At 53.6% G+C, this 18,355-nt stretch carries 14 protein-coding genes and 1 tRNA gene; 12 read left to right on the plus strand and 3 right to left on the minus strand.

Annotation, left to right across the window (positions count from 1 at the left end; translation table 11 throughout):
* The first annotated feature begins 258 nt into the window (after positions 1-258).
* The 7 genes from P3M64_RS10210 (at position 259) to P3M64_RS10240 (ending at position 7,496) form a co-directional block, all read left to right on the plus strand.
* Positions 259-1,029 (plus strand): Hpt domain-containing protein, encoded by a 771-nt coding sequence (locus P3M64_RS10210; protein WP_276157018.1) that lies wholly within the window; start codon positions 259-261, stop codon positions 1,027-1,029.
* 82 nt (positions 1,030-1,111) lie between these two features.
* A tRNA-Ile gene (locus P3M64_RS10215) sits at positions 1,112-1,188 on the plus strand.
* Positions 1,189-1,289: 101 nt separating this feature from the next.
* Positions 1,290-3,035, plus strand: coding sequence for a site-specific integrase (locus P3M64_RS10220; protein WP_165886182.1), 1,746 nt, complete (start codon positions 1,290-1,292; stop codon positions 3,033-3,035).
* Between the two features lie 72 nt (positions 3,036-3,107).
* Positions 3,108-4,358, plus strand: a complete 1,251-nt coding sequence (locus P3M64_RS10225; protein ID WP_132937443.1) for a hypothetical protein — start codon at positions 3,108-3,110, stop codon at positions 4,356-4,358.
* A gap of 372 nt (positions 4,359-4,730) precedes the next feature.
* Positions 4,731-5,045: a DUF488 domain-containing protein gene (locus tag P3M64_RS10230; RefSeq protein WP_243644683.1), complete on the plus strand. Its 315-nt coding sequence runs from the start codon at positions 4,731-4,733 to the stop codon at positions 5,043-5,045.
* 74 nt (positions 5,046-5,119) lie between these two features.
* Positions 5,120-6,019 carry a site-specific integrase gene (locus tag P3M64_RS10235; protein WP_207893069.1) on the plus strand — a complete coding sequence of 300 codons (900 nt, stop codon included), beginning with the start codon at positions 5,120-5,122 and terminating at the stop codon, positions 6,017-6,019.
* Positions 6,020-6,344: 325 nt separating this feature from the next.
* Complete coding sequence (locus P3M64_RS10240) at positions 6,345-7,496, plus strand: DNA cytosine methyltransferase (protein ID WP_132937440.1); 1,152 nt, start codon at positions 6,345-6,347, stop codon at positions 7,494-7,496.
* On the opposite strand, the gene P3M64_RS10245 is transcribed toward P3M64_RS10240, so the two are convergent.
* Positions 7,489-8,412 (minus strand): NotI family restriction endonuclease, encoded by a 924-nt coding sequence (locus P3M64_RS10245; RefSeq protein ID WP_132937439.1) that lies wholly within the window; start codon positions 8,410-8,412, stop codon positions 7,489-7,491. The two genes, P3M64_RS10240 and P3M64_RS10245, sit on opposite strands and share 8 nt — an antisense overlap.
* A 39-nt stretch (positions 8,413-8,451) precedes the next feature.
* A complete protein-coding gene (locus P3M64_RS10250; RefSeq protein WP_132937438.1) occupies positions 8,452-11,391 on the minus strand; it encodes a DEAD/DEAH box helicase in 2,940 nt (979 codons plus the stop codon).
* Positions 11,392-11,764: 373 nt separating this feature from the next.
* Here P3M64_RS10250 and P3M64_RS10255 point away from each other — a divergent pair, with 373 nt between their 5' ends.
* From P3M64_RS10255 to P3M64_RS10275, 5 genes are all read left to right on the plus strand, one after another.
* Positions 11,765-12,520, plus strand: a complete 756-nt coding sequence (locus P3M64_RS10255; protein ID WP_132937437.1) for a hypothetical protein — start codon at positions 11,765-11,767, stop codon at positions 12,518-12,520.
* Between the two features lie 192 nt (positions 12,521-12,712).
* On the plus strand, positions 12,713-13,153 hold the full coding sequence (locus P3M64_RS10260) for a hypothetical protein (RefSeq protein WP_132937436.1): 441 nt from the start codon (positions 12,713-12,715) through the stop codon (positions 13,151-13,153).
* A 61-nt stretch (positions 13,154-13,214) separates the two neighbouring features.
* Positions 13,215-14,368 (plus strand): IS3 family transposase gene (locus P3M64_RS10265; RefSeq protein WP_276157019.1). Its coding sequence is split into 2 segments (ribosomal slippage): positions 13,215-13,476 and positions 13,476-14,368, totalling 1,155 coding nucleotides; the frame shifts between segments, so codons are not numbered across the junction.
* Between the two features lie 95 nt (positions 14,369-14,463).
* Positions 14,464-15,090, plus strand: coding sequence for a LysE family translocator (locus tag P3M64_RS10270; protein WP_132939842.1), 627 nt, complete (start codon positions 14,464-14,466; stop codon positions 15,088-15,090).
* Between the two features lie 152 nt (positions 15,091-15,242).
* On the plus strand, positions 15,243-15,584 hold the full coding sequence (locus P3M64_RS10275; protein ID WP_132939843.1) for a hypothetical protein: 342 nt from the start codon (positions 15,243-15,245) through the stop codon (positions 15,582-15,584).
* A gap of 33 nt (positions 15,585-15,617) precedes the next feature.
* Here the strand turns inward: P3M64_RS10275 and P3M64_RS10280 are convergent, their stop codons facing one another.
* Entirely contained in the window at positions 15,618-18,338 is a 2,721-nt protein-coding gene (locus tag P3M64_RS10280) for an ABC transporter substrate-binding protein (RefSeq protein ID WP_132939844.1), read from the minus strand.
* Positions 18,339-18,355: the final 17 nt, after the last annotated feature.

The following is an 18,355-nucleotide window of genomic DNA, read 5'->3' on the forward strand; positions in this document are numbered from 1 at the left end:
ACGCAAAAGCGACCAAAATTACAAATTTTTGCTGCTTTATCCGTCGAGATCGCCATCGTGATCTCCACGTTTCGTCATCCTGTCTTCGCCATTGAAATGGTCCTTTTTAAGGGCGGCTAAAAAAGTAGCAAAAAGTGGCGTCGGCTCCCACATGAAAGGAGATTGAAAATTTTCCGCTTAAGGCCGATGCGTGACGGTCGGATGTGGCGGCTGGTCGTAATGACCGCAGGAGCGTACATGATAACGATGAGCCCAAATGTGGATGACATTCTTGCCCGCCTAAAGGTGGAATTTGTCGCCGACGCGCTAGATCGGGTAGAAGATCTGGAGCGGCTTTTGGAAAGATGCAGCAAAGGCGACTGCTCCGGATTGGAGGTTCTCGCCGAAGTGCGCCGTCAAGCCCACTCCATCAAGGGGATGGGGGGGTCGTTTGGTTACCCCGCGGTCTCCGCGATTGGACACCGCCTGGAAGACTACCTGAGCGGATTGAAGGAGTTGAGCGAGCGCCACATTACGGATTGCTATCATTTTTTCGATGTCTTGCGTGAAATCCTCAAGGAGGGCGAGGACCCCGGTGAGGCTATTTCCGACATCGTTCTACAGAAACTCCCGGCGAAGTGGACTCCGGCGCTGGGCGACGGGCCGGGAAACGTCGAGGTCCTGGTGGCCATCAGCGCGAGGGTGTTAAAATCCTCGGTCGAACGGGAATTACATAATTTGGGGTATCGTTTTTTTAATGCGCAGGGCGGCTTCGATGTCTTGCAGCTTTCCTTGATGATGCGCCCCCACGCGGTAATCGTCTCGGCGGTGCTTCCTAATATTTGGGGCTTGGACGTGGCGCGTGCATTGGGCAGCATGGAAGTGACGCGCGATCTGCCGGTGGGAATCCTGACATCGTTCAGCGACGAGAAAATCGGACCGATGCCCCCGTCGGCAGTGATCATTCGTGAAACCGTCGATAGTCTAGACGAGGGATTGGCCCAGATCGCCGCGAGCATCAAGGTCGATGCCCCGGTGGACTCGCGTTGAGCGGCATCTTCTCCCCGGAACGCACGTCGGACTTCCGCCCCACACAAAACGTTGCTATAAGCGGGGCCTGGATTCTTTTTCCGGGCCCGTAGCTCAATTGGTTAGAGCCGGCCGCTCATAACGGTCTGGTTGCAGGTTCGAGTCCTGCCGGGCCCACCATTTCCCCTCTAAGGGGCTGGAATTATTAAACATCCAACTCCCACAACGCCTTAGCATTCCCAACTGGTACACAACGGTGGTACACATGAGGGATGTCAAAGGTGCCAAAGAAACATAATCTGACGAAGCGTGGCGATGTTTGGTACTACCGCCGCCGTGTCCCCCAGGGTCTGGAAAAGGCTGTGGGCCAGTCCGTCGTTCAGTTTTCGCTCAAAACCAAAGACTTCAAAGTGGCCGCACGAATGCGCGACGAACTTGACGTCGAGTGGAATGACCGCTTTGACGCAGCCGCCAGACAATCCGATGACCCGGAACAGTCAAGGGCCGCATTGTCGCATCACGAAGCACTGCGAATTGTCCGAGAGTATGTACGCGAAACCGATCTCAAGTTTCAAAAACAAGAGGTCAAGCGCGGCCCCGTGCCAGAGGGCATCCAGCGGGACATTGAAATCGACCTTGGTATCTCTGAGCAAACCCTGGCAGACCCTTCCAACGAAGAGGGGCTGTTGAAGGTTGGTGATGTCAGTGACAAGTTGCTCGCCCAACACAACATCGAATTGGATTTGAACGACCCGTTTCACGATGAGTTCTTCGAGTTTATGCGCCGAGCGTTGCTCGAAGTCTATCGCCGCGCCCAGGCTCGTCATAACCAGGACTTCTCACAGTCACACTACGATACCCTGTTCGCCCCATCAGCTAGCAACGGGGCCAGGGCGACGCCTCTCATGCCGTTATCGAAGGTCTGCGATGAATACATCGAAGACTACGAACGTATGGCGGAGACCAAGAACATCAGAAACAAACGTCGTCGGGACAAACGCGTCGGGGCTGATTTGATCCTCGAAGTTATGGGCAAGGATACGCCCATCCAAGACGTGACACGGAAGATGTGCCGTGAGTTTGTAGATGCCCTGTCAAAGCTGCCGCCAAACCGAAGGAAGCGGTTCAAGAAGCTTCCACTGGCAAAGGTGTTGGCAAAAGCTGAGAAGCAGGGTTTGTCGCCGATGAAGTGGGAAACGCAGAATAGCTATCTTTCGACCCTCAACAAGGTCTTGGATTTTGCCCGTATGGAAGGCTACATCGACAGCAATCCAGCGGAAGGTTTGATGCCGCTTGCGATCTCGGTCCCGGATGAAGAGAAGCGGGATCCATTCACCCTGGAACAGCTACAGGCCATCTTCAACGCCCCGATCTATACCGGGTGCGTCGACGATGATCGGGGGCTGAACAAGCCGGGGCCGAACCATCCTAAACGTAGTCGCTTCTGGTTGCCGCTTATCAGCCTGTTCTCGGGCATGCGTATGAATGAAGTCTGTCAGTTCAATCTGGACGATTTGAAATGCACGGAAGCGGGCACACATTACTTTCATGTGTTCCCCAACACCAAAGATCAGCGGGTGAAGAACAAGTCCAGCCGTCGCATGTTTCCGGTCCACCCGATATTGATCCGTATAGGACTGCTCGATTACATCGAAGACCTGCGAGCAAAGGGAGAGACAAAAGCCTTCCCTGAAATACCCGTACCTAAGTCGGGATACAGGAGTGACGTTTTCACCAAGCGGTTCGCCAGCTTTCAAAAGGGTGTTGGCATCCCGCGTAAGGTGGGCACCTTCCCCAACGAACGCAGCTATTCGTTTCACAGCTTCCGCCATAATTTCCGAGATGAACTGCGGCGCATTGAAGCCCCGGTGGAAATCATCGAACGCCTCGGGGGCTGGACGTCTGGGGACACGGCGGTTCACAAGAAATACGGTAAGGGTCACGAGGCCGATCACTTATACAAGTACGTCAAGCGGATCGGTTATCCAGGACTGGACCTTTCACACCTGTATGTAAAGAAGAAGTAGGATACAGGGTCAAGCCAAGGAGGGCGGGGAATATGCTGACCACCCAGAACAAAATGTACGCGGAGGGGGGCTATGTCTAAACCTAGCTCGACCAAAGGCTCTGGCGGCATAAAAATTATCAAGGGTGGCGGGAAGCACCTTCTTGAACAGGTTGATATAAGTAAGAAAAAGACAAAAAAGAAAACACAAAAAAAGAAAACAGGATCAAAGGGATCAAAGAAGGGCAGACCTGCAACGCATGGGCTTTCAGGCACCCCTACATACGGTTCCAGGCGCAATGCTCAACAGCGTTGCGAAAACCCCAACCATCCTCAATATAAGGATTACGGAGGGAGGGGGATTGAATGCCGGATCACGGTGATGGATTTGGTCGAAGACATTGGTCTTTGCCCAGAAGGCATGACCTTAGACCGAATAGACCCTAACGGTCATTATGAAAAAGGCAACATCCAGTGGGCGACGCCCCTGGAACAGGCGAATAACCGCCGTCCTGCACGATCTTCCGAGCAATATAAGGAACAGGCTCTCCGGGATATACGTGCAACTGCACAGTCCTGGAAGGACAATACCCGCTGGTGGAACCTGTCCCTCAAACTGATAAACCACGGGGCGCTCCCCGAGGCTGAGCGCAAGGAATTGAAGACCCTCAATGGCGGGCATCGGTTCCCCCGGACTTCGTTCGAGTTAGATGAACCGAGAGACTGGGCACATCACTCAGCAGGCAAGGTTCGTCTGCCGTCCCTAATCCATCCAGGGCATGAGGTGCGTATTTCGTGTGGCCCTGTGGGGGGCATGAGAGACAAAACCGAAATTGAACGGGGCTTGCTTGCGGGTTTGGCGCAGGTACCCCTGTCCGGCAATTCAGATAAAAGCCATAGAGCCATCATCAAACGCTTCGTTCAGAACTTTGAAGACAGGTCCATGATGGGTCTGTGCTTTTCGGCTCAGGACTTTGACCCTGAACACCAAACCCCCTCGAAGCTTTGCCCGGAACGGTTATTGCTTGCCCTTGCATCCCGATTGCACCTGAAAAAGAAATGGAATGTTCGGTTCATGCCTATGAGTGATCTGTCGGAAGTGTTGGAGAACGGCAATGCAGACGACTTAATCGGGCACTGCTTGTTTATCCCCGATTTTCATGTTTCCGGTCCCAGGGGGTTTGGCATCCCACCCTGGCAAGTGGACGACCTGCTCGACCTGTTGAGGGAACGGATCGACTACAACAACCCCACTGTTATTTATGCTGAGGCACCGTGGAAATTAAGCAAACAAATCGATCACTTCATAAATGATTACTATCTGCGAATGTCCGAAAATGCTTAGGGCAATACTGTCTGTAAGGACATTGACTGAAACTACTAAACGTCTCTCAAACTAACCATTTAAGCTGTAGAGATCACTTTTGCCCATCCAGTTGAAATTCCAAGGTAATAATCAAAATTTAGTTACAAAAACTGTAGGTAATTCCAGCCGTGGCTGGACCAATTATCACAAAACGCGCAAACCAAACGACCGGGCTGCCTGAAAATCATATAGAGCGTTGTTTTTATTGAATAAAATTGTGTTTCCCGAGTGTTCTAGTTGTTATGGTTTTAAAACAACCAAAACAACACCTAGGGAACCCCAATGCCTATCAGCATTCAAAAGCATTGCCGATTGAGCCCAGAGCCAACGGACGGCACACGTTTGTTAGTCATGCGATACTGGCCTCGTGGATGCAACAGGGATCAGTTCGATATGTGGCTGCCGGACCTTGCCCCGTCCAGGAAACTTCTGGCCTGGGTTAAGGGACAACAGCAATCACAAGAACATGACCTACTGCGGGTCAATGAGATTTGGCGGGATCGTTATATCGGTGAGATGGAGGCGCAATCTGGTCTGATCGCAGAACTCAGAGGGCAGCATGAAGTCGGTCAGGTCATAACCCTGCTGTGCTCGTGTCACCGACCTGAGGAATGCCATAGGTCCGTTTTACGCGATTTGATCCTTGGTGGTAGGAGAACATTTTGATGGACACTCTAACTCGCGATAATCATCACTTATCACGACCCAAAAACACCCCCCAGCCTAGGTCGTCGACGGACTTGGTTGAGGCCACAGGGAGTGTCAGGGATTACGTCCGCAACTCGGTTTCATCAAACACGAAACGGGCCTATCAGTCCGACCTCAAGCACTTTGCAAATTGGGGCGGAACGATCCCTGCAACCGACGTGGTGGTGGCCGAGTACCTTGCCGCTCACGCCCATACACTGTCCGTTGCCACCCTGACCCGCCGTCTGGCTTCCATCAGCAAGGCGCATTCTGCCAAGGGCCTCATCAGCCCCACAAAGGCCGAGTTGGTCAAGTCCACCCTGCGGGGCATTAAGCGTGCTCATACGACCTCACAGCGAACAGCACGACCCCTGCTAATCAAAGACCTCATACAGATCACGCAATTGCTGGGCGACGGCATGAAGGATACGCGAGATCGCGCCATGCTGCTTATTGGGTTCGCGGGTGGGTTTCGGCGATCCGAACTTGTCTCGATCAATTGCAATGACATTGAAGCTGTCCGCCAAGGCATCATCGTTTACATCCGCCGCTCAAAAACCGATCAGGACGGGGAGGGTCGAACGATTGGCATTCCCCATGGGCGATCCCGGTGCTGCCCAGTGTCTGCCCTTACAGAATGGCTAACATGTTCCGGCATTGAGAGTGGTCCAGTATTTCGACCGGTAGACCGACATGGCAAGATTTGCAATCAACGCTTATCCGGAGAAGCCGTTGCGTTGGTTGTCAAGGAGCGTGTCGAAACCATCGGGTTGAACCAGCAAGAATTTTCAGGCCATAGCCTAAGAGCCGGCCTTGCGACCAGTGCGGCAACGGCTGGCGTATCGTTATGGAAAATTCGACAGCAAACGGGCCATGCTTCGGACGCCATGTTGTCGAGGTACATCCGCGATGGCGAACTGTTCGTTGATAACGCGGCTGGGGTGTTGCTGTAATAAACCCGAATTTATTGAAATTTCCCAAAACTCTAAGGTTTCTGTGGGGTGTAGGGTATTTCACCAAAATTTCACCACATCTGGTGCAATTAATTGCACTGACTACACCATATTGCCATACCCGCTACATATCGATAGAATTGACGCAGTGGCCCATATGGCGTCAATGGCTCTCCCTCTCTGCCCCGTCTAGGGGAGATAAATGATGGCGCTGTACGGGGCTTAAAACGGCCTAAAGAATTTTAGTTTAACTTTCGTACCAGTCTTGTCGAAAAATCAGTATGTAGTAGATTACAGTTTCAATTGAACGCGGATGTAGGTGGCCATGAAGCTAACGGCGGTAGATTTATTTTGTGGAGCAGGTGGCTTATCTGAAGGCTTCCGCCAAGCTGGCTTTGATGTACTTGTCGGAGTAGACAGCGACCCCTACGCAATTCAGACATTTAAAGTTACCCATCCGGGCGCGGTTGGGATTTGCCGGGACATTGAGCAGGTATCTGCATCGCAATTGATGGAAAAAACGGGCTTAAAGCAAGGTGAGCTCACCTGCCTCGTTGGAGGCCCACCCTGCCAAGCCTTTAGCGTTTACAATCATCAACGCGGAATGCATGACGACCGCAGTGGACTGTTTCGCCACTACCTCAGGATCGTTCAAGAACTTCGCCCCGAGTGGGTGGTGATGGAAAATGTCCTTGGCATAACGTCTGCGGGAAATGGGCAAGCAGTCCAAGAGATCAAGAGTGAGTTGTACAAACTGGGCTATGACGTTGATACCTCAATCTTGAAAGCGGAAGACTTCGGTGTCCCTCAGGAACGGCGGAGAATTTTCTTTGTAGGCAATCGAATTAACAGCCCTATTCCTGAGTTTGTTCCCACCTTTGGCGTCAATGATGACAAGCCTTTTGTTACTGTATGGGATGCTATTTCAGACCTTCCCACTATCGGTAATGGTGAAGATGCTGGGGCATCTAAATATCGCACTCAAGCGACCAATGAGTTTCAGCGTGAAATGCGCGGGAATGCAAAGACTGTAACTTGTCATGTTGCCCCCAAACTCGGTCAGATAAATCTAGACCGCATGAAACATATTCCCGAAGGTGGAAGCTGGCGAGATATTCCGTTTGACCTTCTGCCTGCCGGAATGAAGCGTGCCAAACGAAGCGACCACACAAAGCGTTATGGTAGGTTAGTCAAAACAGGTCTGTCGTCCACTATCTTGACGAAATGCGATTTACATTGGAGCGCCTGTATTCATCCGAACCAGGACCGTACACTCACAGTACGTGAAGCAGCACGATTGCAATCGTTCCCCGACCTTTATGTTTTTGAAGGCCCGAGAACTGAGCAATACGTTCAAGTGGGGAATGCTGTTCCCCCTCGCCTTGCGCGACATGTGGCAGAAGAAATTTTACGTGTGGCGTCTTATTCCGCTGACAGCCAAATTGACGAGCCAGTGAAGCTGACCCTAGTTAAATGAGCTTCGATAGCGCGTTGTTCACAGCACTCTCGTACACATTCTGATCCGGAAGGTTCATAGGGGCCGTAAAAGCGAGAGCGACCTGATCGACAGTCGTCGTCAATTGCCCTGTAAATACGAGTGGTGCAGAGCCAGATGTTTGCTCCGTTCCCAACCCATAGCTTCTAAATGTGATGGTGCCGTTACCGGGTTGGTATTCATGCAGGTGGTTTCCAAGCCTTTCCCGGATACGCTCATAAACCTGATGTGGGCAAACGAAAAACAATCCCTTGCTACAGAGACGTTCACGCCGGAGTACATGACCTTTGTAGATCAGTTGCGGCAAGATGCGTTTGTTTACATTCTCCCAATTCAGGCCAGCATTACTGTATCCAGGGGTGCGGCCTTGGGGGTCGGTAAACGATTGTCCGTTGAAATAGCACCCAGCCTGATCAGAGTAGTTACCAGTTGTGTCAATGGTTTGGACTTCCAACGCGGTAAGGTCTTGCACCTCTCCACTTGGCAAAAGTCGGGCGAGTATCCAGTCCATGTAATAATTGCGTTGACCCGCAGCACCCTGCATTGGTTTCGGCAGGGGAAGTTCACGACCGAAATACCTTCCGAAAACACATACATGCTTGTCCGTTAATTTGCCTTCACCGCGTAAAATAGACGCCTGATCAGGAGCAACAAGTTGTACGCCGGGGCCGAAGGCTTCCGTCGCAACGTCTTCCAACATTCCATAGTTTTCGGCATACATGCGGTTAGGGCAACAAATGACGGCCTCATCAGAAGTGATTTGACGAACCGCACAGGCTCCATGTGAAGGCTTGATGCAATCCGACCCAACAAAGGGGCACTGCACGTTCTGTACGTATTCTGATGCCTGAGGGTCAAGTGGTGTAAAGCCGAAAAACTCGGATACTGACAGTGCCATTCACACCTCTCCCTTTAATTTACACGATACAGCCATGACCTAGGGCCGGAATAAGTCATCAAACCGGGGCTGTCCTGGTGTAGTGATCCAATCGTAAAAACGTTCTTTAGTAATCCGGCCTAGTTTCAAAGCAGCTAGAACCTGGGCTAGATCCTCAGCATTCACAACTGATAAATCCTGTGCCCGTTTGATCTTACCAGGAACATCAGTTGCGACGTACGGCTGACATATCGTTACCATTGGATGCCGGTTTAGACCATGTGCCGCAGCCTTCCCACCCACATCCGTTGCTTCACCTAAGGGTACTTCGCGATCCCCCTCTTTGGACTTGCTTTCCATGACCACAGGTGAGTTTTCAATGATGTCCACTACGAAATCAGGGAAGCGCAGTTGGGCATCTCCATCCCTTTCAAGAATTGTAATTTCCACGCAATCCAAACAAGAAGCTACAGCATCTTCGAATATGGTTTCCCGTGAGGTGAAATATGTATTAATCAAATCCTGGCATTGGATTGGCCCGAGGTCTTTAAGCAGGCGGTTTTTGATTTGATCTGTCCGCTTAACCCGAGATGCCCTTGCCGCTACGCGAATAGCGGCACGTTTTTCTTGCGGCACGTTTACCTCAGTCATTGCCGCATTGAAGTCTGCCGCCCTGCCAGCACCCAAGAGGTCTTCTAGAGATGTGATGTCGTGTTGGTTAAGGGCCAGGATTTCAGACCTTTTCAACAAAGGTTCGCCATTTGCGTCATCGAGTTCAAGCATCCACAAAACCTCTTCGGGAATGCCAACTGTAATTTGTCTCGCCAACTGACGGATGCGGCGCAGCAGGCGTCTCAACTCCCGCCGAACATCATCTGACGGCACAAGGGTTAAGAGTGCTGGAAGATGAGCATTTGTTGTCGCGGTCAGGGCCTCCAAGACATCACCAAGACCTGACATAAATGCTGCAAGGTCACGCAACATGCCTGCAATCTGGCCTCCCGTTAGGGGCCTTCTGTCATCGCCAAAACTCAGTTCAAAGTCCCGCATCGAACCGCCTTGCACCCAATCCGCAACAATATCTGAACCATTGACGGCGGTTATTCCCGCGTCCCATGGCTGTATTGAAAGAATAGCCTGATGCCTAATTGCACGATTGCTTTCCCGCCATACCTCAAGAGGGTACGGGAGATAGCGGCGGGTGGTATCCCGGTCCTCATACTCTGGGGATGTTGAAATCAAGTGCGAAAGAAGAAATACAAGGTCACTATCCTGCACGTTCCAATCAGGGATTTCCTGTTGTTGCTCTAGCCCTTCTAGGGGGACGCTGGGGGGCAGGAGTGCCAGCAAGTGATCTCGGTATTGGGTAAGATAGTTCTGGAAAAAGTTCGCCGATTTTGGCTGTAAACCGGACCGCGCAACTGCTTGACCGAGATCGGTAACGGTGAGTGCATCTGCACCAAGCACATATCCCCATTGTATGAGTTTAGTGAGCGCCTCAGTTAAATGGTTGCGGAGATACGCGTCAAAATTTTGTGTGTTGTCGCGCAATAAATATCCGCTCAGGCTTGCATCCATAAACGCAAGAAGTTCATCCATATTGGCCGCAATTTTCGCTGCCAGCAATTGCAACGCGATCAGATCAAACCATTCAGGAACAAGCCGTGGGGTGATCAGATCATCGAGAGAATTGCCCAGGTACTGCGTCGGGAAGTTTTCGGGAAATCCTTGTTGTGCCGTAAGGATAACCCGGCCCTCAGTATCACCCATTCCCAAACGGCCTGCTCGACCAGCCATATTGCGAAGTTCGCTACGTGTAATCGGAACACGTCCACCTTGCCCACTATCCCAGCGTGCCCAATGATCAAACACTACGGTCTTAAATGGAAAGTTCAGGCCCTGCGCCAGAGTTGAAGTCGCAAACACCACTGCTATTTGATTGTTTTCCAGACGATCTTCGACAAGTGCGCGCTCTGTATCAATAAGATCAGTGGTGTGCATTGCAAAGCTGTGAGGAAGGAAGGCAGCCAAGTTTTCACCCAACGAGGTTGTTTCACCAAACAAGTCTCTGGTAATGGCATCTTCTACAGGTGCAACTCCACACCGTTGTGCCCAGCCCTCTGCAAGGGCTTTTACGCGTGGTTTAGACATGCAAAAAACGGCAACGGGGAGATTGTTTGCAGGGTCTTGGGATAGTTCCGCCAATATATCAAGCGTGCCGCGTGGAAGTGCTTCCCCAGTATTTACAACTTGCTCAGGGCCATCGGTTCGCCAGACATATTTCGCCGTGGTAGTGCGCAGTTCATACGATAGCGGCACCTCGCGCGTATCAACAACAACGGGGGTAATTTCCAACCAAGTTGACAGATGATTGACGTCAAGTTCACTCAAAACCGCCGATAGCCCAACAAACTGCCCACAATTGGCTTGCTTGATGAGCGTCAGAAGGATTTCAACCTCTCGGCCACGATGGTTATCGCCAATCAATTGGCATTCATCTGCCACCACGCAATAATGCGTCATATCCGGTTGGTGCCCATTACTGGCGAGCAACGCCAAGAACTTCTCGTATGTGGCAATAAGGACGCGTGCGTTTAGTGGCGCTTCGGGAACAGCCCCGTTCCCGTCGATTGTCAAATCCCCGTTAGACATGACCATATCTGCTGGCTCGATGCCAAACGCCGCAAGCATTTCTGGCTTGAGCAAATCTTTGTGTTTTTGACGGGCCAGGGCACGATGGCTAACAAGATACACGGTTTTACGTATGTAGTTTCTATCGGCACGGAGCCATGATGCAATTGCAATCAGGCCAACTTCTGTTTTGCCACTTGATGTTGGAGCGACAAGCAGCATGCTTTCACTGCGTGCAACACCATGAGCCAGACCTTCGTACTGTGCGTGTGTCAGGCTAGGTGTGCCTGTGGCATCATCACGCCGAACAAGCGGTGATGCTTCCACTTCACCTGACAACCCATGATTATTGGGTAACGCATGATACATGTGCGGGCCTCCCTGCCATTCGACTTGTATCTCACTGTCTATAATCAACTATGCGGCGATGGTGTCAACAGAAGCCCTCTAAAAACAAACACCTATCTCCTCTCTTCACTTTGGTCGCATTCCCCTTTAACGTATTCCCTGGAACCCCGACGCAGGGTTCTGGGGCTTAGTAACCCCGAAACGAGCGGTCTGCACTGACCGTTATTTTGTGCCCTTGACCTTATGGTCGGGGAGCCTGGGCTATGTCCAGGCCTCCGGCTAAAAACCCAGGGGCCGTCTCGTTTCGGCTTACTAACTCCCCGATCACCAGGGATCAAGATGAAGTTACCTTGCGGTGGGCGCACCGCAGGCTCTGGCTCTCGGGGGACTTCTCATGAAATCGGAAAAACAGACGCGGCTGAAAAAGCTGGGCACCATTGCTGGCGGAACGCTCGTTGTCGGGCTGATCGCTTATGTGCTGGCGGGCATCTATCCAACGATGCTTATGATCGCCACGTTCATCGCCTTTGTGGTGCTGACCCCGCTGTTCTTCAAACCACCCTACCGGCTTATGCGTTCCCAGCTCCTGGTATTTGGCATGTTAATCTTGACCCTCACCATCATGGTGCGGGCCGTAACGGTCTCCACGTTGCAGGATGCGGAATTAAAAGCCGAGCAGGCGCGGGAACTGGAAATACTGAAAACCATCAATCCCGCTGCTTACCTGGATGAACTGAAAACCCAGGGGCGTAACAAAGAATGGCTAGCAGCGATGAAAAACCTTCGTCCGGACGAATACGTTGCAGAAATGGCGCGGCGGGACGAACAAGCCAAGCAGGAGGTCGCGCGAAAGGCGGAACGCGCCAAAGCCGAAGCCAACCGCAAGGCCATTGAAGCGGCAGAGGCTAGGCCGAAAAGTGTTCCGGGCCACACGTTTAAGCTGGAAAAAGACGCGCAGATCGCCACGTCCATGCAAGCCGTGCAGGAAGCCGTGAACCTTGTCCGGGCTAGAGGATACCGATGCGACAGCGTGCTCATCATGAGCAAAATGGCGTTCAAGCGCGGCTATACGCTGATATGTAATAAGACCAGCTATGAATACGACATCGTGGATCAGGGTGGAAATTGGGTTGTGCAGTACGTGGATTGACCTTTCTTTCCGTCAACGCACCGCCCAAGGCGCGACAAGGCACACTTAGCGCAGTATTCGCCTCCTGGGCACTTACCCACTCGACCAACATCAATCCTCTGTTTGACGCGCCCTACCCCCCCTAGTAAACCCACCTATGTATCCCTATAGTTGATGCGGTGATTTGATTTGCCATTAACGCCGGGGGGGCATATGGACGCATTGGAGGGGCCAACACTTACGTTGGAGATCAAGAACGAGAAGCCTGTCGATCTCGTTGTGTTGGCAGCAAGCCTGGAAGCGTACGCCAACCAATATCAGGATTACGTGCGTAGCACAGGGCATGATGTGAAGGGTGAAAACGTTCGCCTTTACGTCCAGGAAATGCGCTCAGGCAGCATCATCGCCGAGTTGATCAGCTTGGCGGAGCAGATTTCACTCGTGGCCGACCACCTTGATGCCTTGGGTGGGTTCGTTACTCAAATCCAGGAAATTTCGGAGTATTACCTTGGCAAGCGTGAAACCAAGTCAGAGGCTTCCGACAAGGAATTGCAACGGGTCTCGGACTTCTATGAAATCACAGCCCAGGACCAGGGATCACAGATCAATACAATCGTGAAGGACGGTGGTCAGGTCGTTCAAAATTTCTACTGACGTGAGCCCCGTTTTCTCCTCCATTTTTGGGTAGAGTCCATCACCTAAGAAGGAGATGGAAATGAAGCGTTCACGTTTCACGGAAGAGCAGATTATTGGCATTTTGCGCGAGCAGGAGTCTGGGCAGAAGACCGTCGACGTTTGCCGCCGCCATGGCGTCAGCGAGGCCACTTTTTATAAATGGAAGTCCAAGTTTGGGGGCATGGAGATTTCCGACGCCAAACGGTTGAAGGCGCTGGAAGCGGAGAACAACCGGCTCAAGAAGCTGTTGGCCGAGACGATGTTGGACAACGCCATGCTCAAAGACATCAATTCAAAAAAGTGGTGACGCCCGCCGCCAGGCGAGAGGCCGTCGCTTATCTCCGTAGGCAATATGAGGTGAGCGAACGGCGGGCGTGTCACGCCACCGGAACGGACCGCAGTTCAGTGCGTTATCGGTCCATCAAGCCGGATGATGCGCCGATCCGTGAGCGCCTACGCGCGCTGTCTGCGGAGCGGCGGCGATTTGGCTATCGTCGTTTGCACATTATGCTGTCCAGGGAAGGCGTACACATGAACCAGAAGAAGCTGAGGCGCTTATATCGAGAAGAAGGCCTTCAGGTGCGTAAACGCGGCGGGCGCAAACGTGCTTTGGGCACACGGGCACCAATGCTGCTGCCGCAGGGACCGAACCAACGTTGGTCCCTGGATTTCGTCTCGGACGCCCTGGATGACGGACGGCGGTTTCGCATTCTGTGTGTCGTCGATGACTTCACGCGCGAATGTATAGGGCTTGTCGCTGATACATCCCTGTCAGGTCTGCGTGTGGCGCGGGAACTTAATGCGATCATCATGCGGCGGGGCAAGCCGCACATGGTGGTCAGCGATAACGGCACCGAACTGACCTCCATCGCAATCCTCAAGTGGTCTCAGGAGCGGCGGATCGAGTGGCATTACACCCAGCCGGGCAAGCCAACGCAGAACGCCTTCGTGGAAAGCTTCAACGGGCGGCTGCGTGATGAATGCCTTAATGAGACGCTGTTCAGCTCTGTGCGCCATGCCAGGGCCGTACTGGCAACTTGGAAGCATGATTATAATTACGTCCGGCCGCATTCCGCGCATGGCGGAGCAACGCCGGTGGAATTTGCCGATCAAGCTGATATGGGGCATGCCCCATATCAGCTTGATCAAAGTGCTCACAAAGGGCAATGTTTTGAAACCGGACCCTACCCATAACTGGAGGGAACTCGGGTCTCACGTCATGCGCCGTCCGAGCGGCCCGCCGCGACGGCGCAGAAGGAAGATTTAGGAAAAGGTGAAAGCCGCTCTTTATGATTGATCCCGCCATCTTGGCTATCTTCATCCCCACTTTCTTTTTCGTTTCGGTGACGCCGGGGATGTGTATGACCTTATCGCTGACCTTGGGCATGACGGTCGGCGTGCGCCGGGCGTTGTGGATGATGGCCGGCGAGCTTGTGGGGGTCGGTCTTGTCTCGGCATCGGCGGTGATCGGGGTCGCCGCCCTAATGATGAAGGCCCCCGAGGCCTTCACGGCATTTAAATATGTGGGGGGCGGATATCTGGTGTTTCTCGGCGTTCGGCTGGGGCTGTCGCGTGGACGCATGGCGGTTCACTTGGCGCCGCAGGACGCTCCTCGGGTCTACACCGCACGCGCGCTCGTCCTGCAGGGATTTGTGACGGCGGTCGCCAATCCGAAGGCCTGGGCTTTCATGGTGTCGTTGTTGCCGCCTTTTATCGATCCGGCGCGCGCGCTGGCCCCGCAACTATCTATCCTACTGGGAATTATCCTGGCGACCGAGTTTGTTTGTTTGCTCTTGTATGCCTCGGGTGGGCGCTCTCTTCGGCGTTTTTTGGATAAAAGCGGCAACGTTCGGATGATTAACCGGATTGCCGGCGCGCTGATGGTCCTGGTTGGGATTTGGTTGATTTGGATATAGGGTGTGGCGTCCGTGAATTTAAAAATAATAATTGTGCGGCGGTAGGCAAAGCGCGCTTTTTTGTCCTAATATCTTGAACGATGGCGCCGTGTGGTGGCGTCACCGGCGGCGCGGCGCCGGCGTGTTCCCTCCGCGCAGGAAACGGTATCACTATGCCCTCGGATGATTTCCCGCAAGACCCGCAAGACCCGCAAGATCGGCCTTTGGAGGCTCCGCCCCAGGACGCCGCCGTCGCCTTCGCCAATTTTTTGATCGATTTGGCCAACACGCATATGGAGGAGGGGGCTTCCGCGCAGGACCTCGCCGCTGGACTGCGCCATGCAGCGGCGAACTTTTCCGCGTTTGCTTTTTTTCGCACCTTCGAAACCGCCCCCGATCCCAATGGCGTCGTCGGGGAGTTTGCGTCCTTTTTTGAATATTATCTCGACCGACATAAACCGGCCGCGTCGCCGGCCCAAGGCCTTTTCAACCTCATCGAACAGGCCAAGGGCTGATCCGCCCTCGGGGCGGATCCTTCTCGCGGCGATTCAGGATTCTCCGGCGGCGCCGTTGACGGCCATCGGGGCGGTCGGCGTGCTGGGCGCGCCGACGGACGTGTCGGGGCGACGGGCGTCTTCGCCGCCTTGCGGGGCGTCGGGAGCGTGGGGTTGCGCGATTATCCTCTCCCGGGGCAAGGTGAACCGGGCTGTCGTTCCCACACCCAGGGTGCTGTCGATGGAAAAGACGCCACCGTGAAGTTCGACCAGGGAAATGGTTAGAGGCAAGCCCAGGCCGGCTCCGTCGTTCTTGCGGTTGAGGCCGCTATCGACCTGACCGAACTCACTTTTTGCGATGGCCAGTCCGTGGGCGTCCATGCCGATTCCGGTATCGCAAATACTGACCACCATTTCTCCATCCGTATTGACGGAGCAGGAGACCGAGACCACGCCGCCCCGTTCCGTGAACTTCACGGCGTTGGAGAGCAAATTGAGAAGAATTTGCTTGATCCGCCGCTCGTCGCCGCGCACGAGAGGAATGTCGGCGACGACATGCGTGCGCATCTCGATGCCGCCGGACTGGGCGCGCGGGCGAACGAGGCGCGATGCGGCGGATATGATTTTCTCCATGTCGCAAGGGTGTTCCTGCAACGTCAGGCGCCCCGCCTCGATCGCGGAAACGTCGAGAATATCGGTAATCAGATCCAATAGATGGTGTCCGGAGGTTTGGATGTCGGCGACGTATTCGAGATATTTCGGATGCCCGATCTCGCCGAAGACCTGCTCTCGAATCATTTGTGAGAAGCCAATGATGGCGTTTAATGGGGTGCGCAGTTCGTGACTCATGTTGGCGAGAAGCTCGGACTTGGCGCGATTGGCGATTTCCGCCTGCTCGCGCGCCTCGACGACCCTTTTTTGGGCCCGTTTGCGCGCGCTGATGTCTTGATGCATGGCGACAAAATGGGAAATTTGACCGTCGTTTCCGGCGATCGGAAAAAATGACACGGACGACCAAAAATAGGAGCCGTCCTTGCGCCGGTCCTTCAATTCACCCTGCCAAATGCGCCCCGCCTTGATGGTCCGCCACATGGCGGCATAAACCTCGCTGGAGGTTTCCCCGGATTGTAAAAAGCGGGGGTTTTTTCCTATCACCTCCTTGGCGTCGTATCCCGTCAGTGTGGTGAACATCGGGTTGACGTATTCTATGGATCCGGCGGTGTCGGTTACGATCACCATGTTGGGGCTGTTGAAGAGCGCCCCCCCCATGACGCGGATACGCTCTTCGGATTGCTTGCGTTGGGTTATGTCGTTAATCGCAGCGATGGACCCGATGATGGCGTTATTTTCCGCGCGTAGCGCCGAGAGTCGAACCTCTCCCCAACACGGACCGCCGCCTTTGCGCAGGTAGCGAATTTCGGTGCGTTGCGTTGGGACTTGTCCACTGACGATCGCATCGAAGATATTCTGGACGGACTCTAGGTCGTCGGGGTGGACCAAGTCCTGATGGCGTTGTTGGGAAAATTCGCCATCGTCGTTGAGCATGGTGCGAAAAGCATCGTTCCAGCGGGTGAGCCTCCCCCCCAGGTCGGTGGTGACGATTGCCGACGAAGCGCCGTCAAAGATGGCGCGGAAGCGTTCCTCGCTTTGCGCGAGGGATGCGGTTTTTTCAGAGACCGCCCGGCGCAATTGAAAGGCCCAGACATAGGAAAGGATAAGCAGAACGCCAAGCCCTCCTAAAATCCCGACGGCCCAAAAAAGATAGGTTTTGGAAACCGTTGAAACGCCCTTGAAAAAGAATCCATCGAGCGAATAATTGGAGGGAAGCAAGCCGATATCGACGTATTGATTGGCCATGGCGCGCCAGCGTAGGGGGTTTTGGTGGCCGATGCCGACCTTGATGGGATCGATCAACTGGCGGGTCGCATTGGCCTCGAAACGCAATTGTGCGGCGTCGAAACCCCGTTCCACGACGCCGGGAAGGGTCAGGATATAGCGGATGATTTCATCTTGGTGTTTCAGGGCGTAATCCCATCCCTGAATAGACGCACGGCGAAAGGCCTCGACCTCTTCGGGCGCGCGCGTGGCGAAATCTTCCGAAGTAAAAAGAGTGTCGCCGTAAAAATCGACGCCATAATCCTGAGGACGGATAATTTCCGGGGTCATGTTGCGCCGGCGCAAAATATAAGGGGCGTCGGTGCTGTACGCGGTCATCGCATCGACGTCTCCGTTGATCAGGGCCTCTAGGTTCCACGAATGGGGGACGACCTTGATCTTATTCAGGGGTATGGCGAGGGCGAAGAGAATGGACCGCACTTCAGCCTCGGGGTTGGACGTGGACAGCATCAAGGTGCGCCCGATCAAGTCCGACGGCGTGGTAATATGCGATTTCTTGCGTGAAATGATAATGGTTGGGGAATGTTGAAAAATGGGCGCCAGGGCGACCACGGGTTCGCCGTGAACGCGGGCGTTGAGCAATTCCGGTCCGGCGACGCCGAACTGCGATCGTCCGCCGAGCACGCTGTCGATGGGCAGGGCGCCCGGCCTCGCCTCCTCGATTTTGACGTCCAGCCCGGCCTTGCGGTAAAAGCCCTTTATTTGTGCGGCGTAATATCCGGCGAATTGAAATTGATGCTTCCACTTTAAGGTCAAGCGGATCTCGTCGAGTTGTTGTGCGTGTGCCCGCAGTGCGCCCGAGACGATAAGGGTCGCTAAAAGAATAAAAAACGCGCCATGGATGATGCCGGTTTTGTATATTTCCCGTGAGCGCCTCATAGTGGATATACTCAACC

The organism is Varunaivibrio sulfuroxidans, from assembly GCF_029318635.1.
GTDB lineage: Bacteria > Pseudomonadota > Alphaproteobacteria > Rhodospirillales > Magnetovibrionaceae > Varunaivibrio > Varunaivibrio sulfuroxidans.

Excerpts from the sequence above, each read along its gene's own strand:
- P3M64_RS10280 (WP_132939844.1), bottom strand. The coding sequence starts at position 18,338 with ATGAGGCGCTCACGGGAAATATACAAAACCGGCATCATCCATGGCGCG.
- P3M64_RS10260 (WP_132937436.1), top strand. The coding sequence starts at position 12,713 with ATGGACGCATTGGAGGGGCCAACACTTACGTTGGAGATCAAGAACGAG.
- P3M64_RS10225 (WP_132937443.1), top strand. The coding sequence starts at position 3,108 with ATGTCTAAACCTAGCTCGACCAAAGGCTCTGGCGGCATAAAAATTATC.
- P3M64_RS10240 (WP_132937440.1), top strand. The coding sequence starts at position 6,345 with ATGAAGCTAACGGCGGTAGATTTATTTTGTGGAGCAGGTGGCTTATCT.
- P3M64_RS10255 (WP_132937437.1), top strand. The coding sequence starts at position 11,765 with ATGAAATCGGAAAAACAGACGCGGCTGAAAAAGCTGGGCACCATTGCT.
- P3M64_RS10230 (WP_243644683.1), top strand. The coding sequence starts at position 4,731 with ATGCGATACTGGCCTCGTGGATGCAACAGGGATCAGTTCGATATGTGG.
- P3M64_RS10275 (WP_132939843.1), top strand. The coding sequence starts at position 15,243 with ATGCCCTCGGATGATTTCCCGCAAGACCCGCAAGACCCGCAAGATCGG.
- P3M64_RS10250 (WP_132937438.1), bottom strand. The coding sequence starts at position 11,391 with ATGTATCATGCGTTACCCAATAATCATGGGTTGTCAGGTGAAGTGGAA.
- P3M64_RS10270 (WP_132939842.1), top strand. The coding sequence starts at position 14,464 with ATGATTGATCCCGCCATCTTGGCTATCTTCATCCCCACTTTCTTTTTC.
- P3M64_RS10245 (WP_132937439.1), bottom strand. The coding sequence starts at position 8,412 with ATGGCACTGTCAGTATCCGAGTTTTTCGGCTTTACACCACTTGACCCT.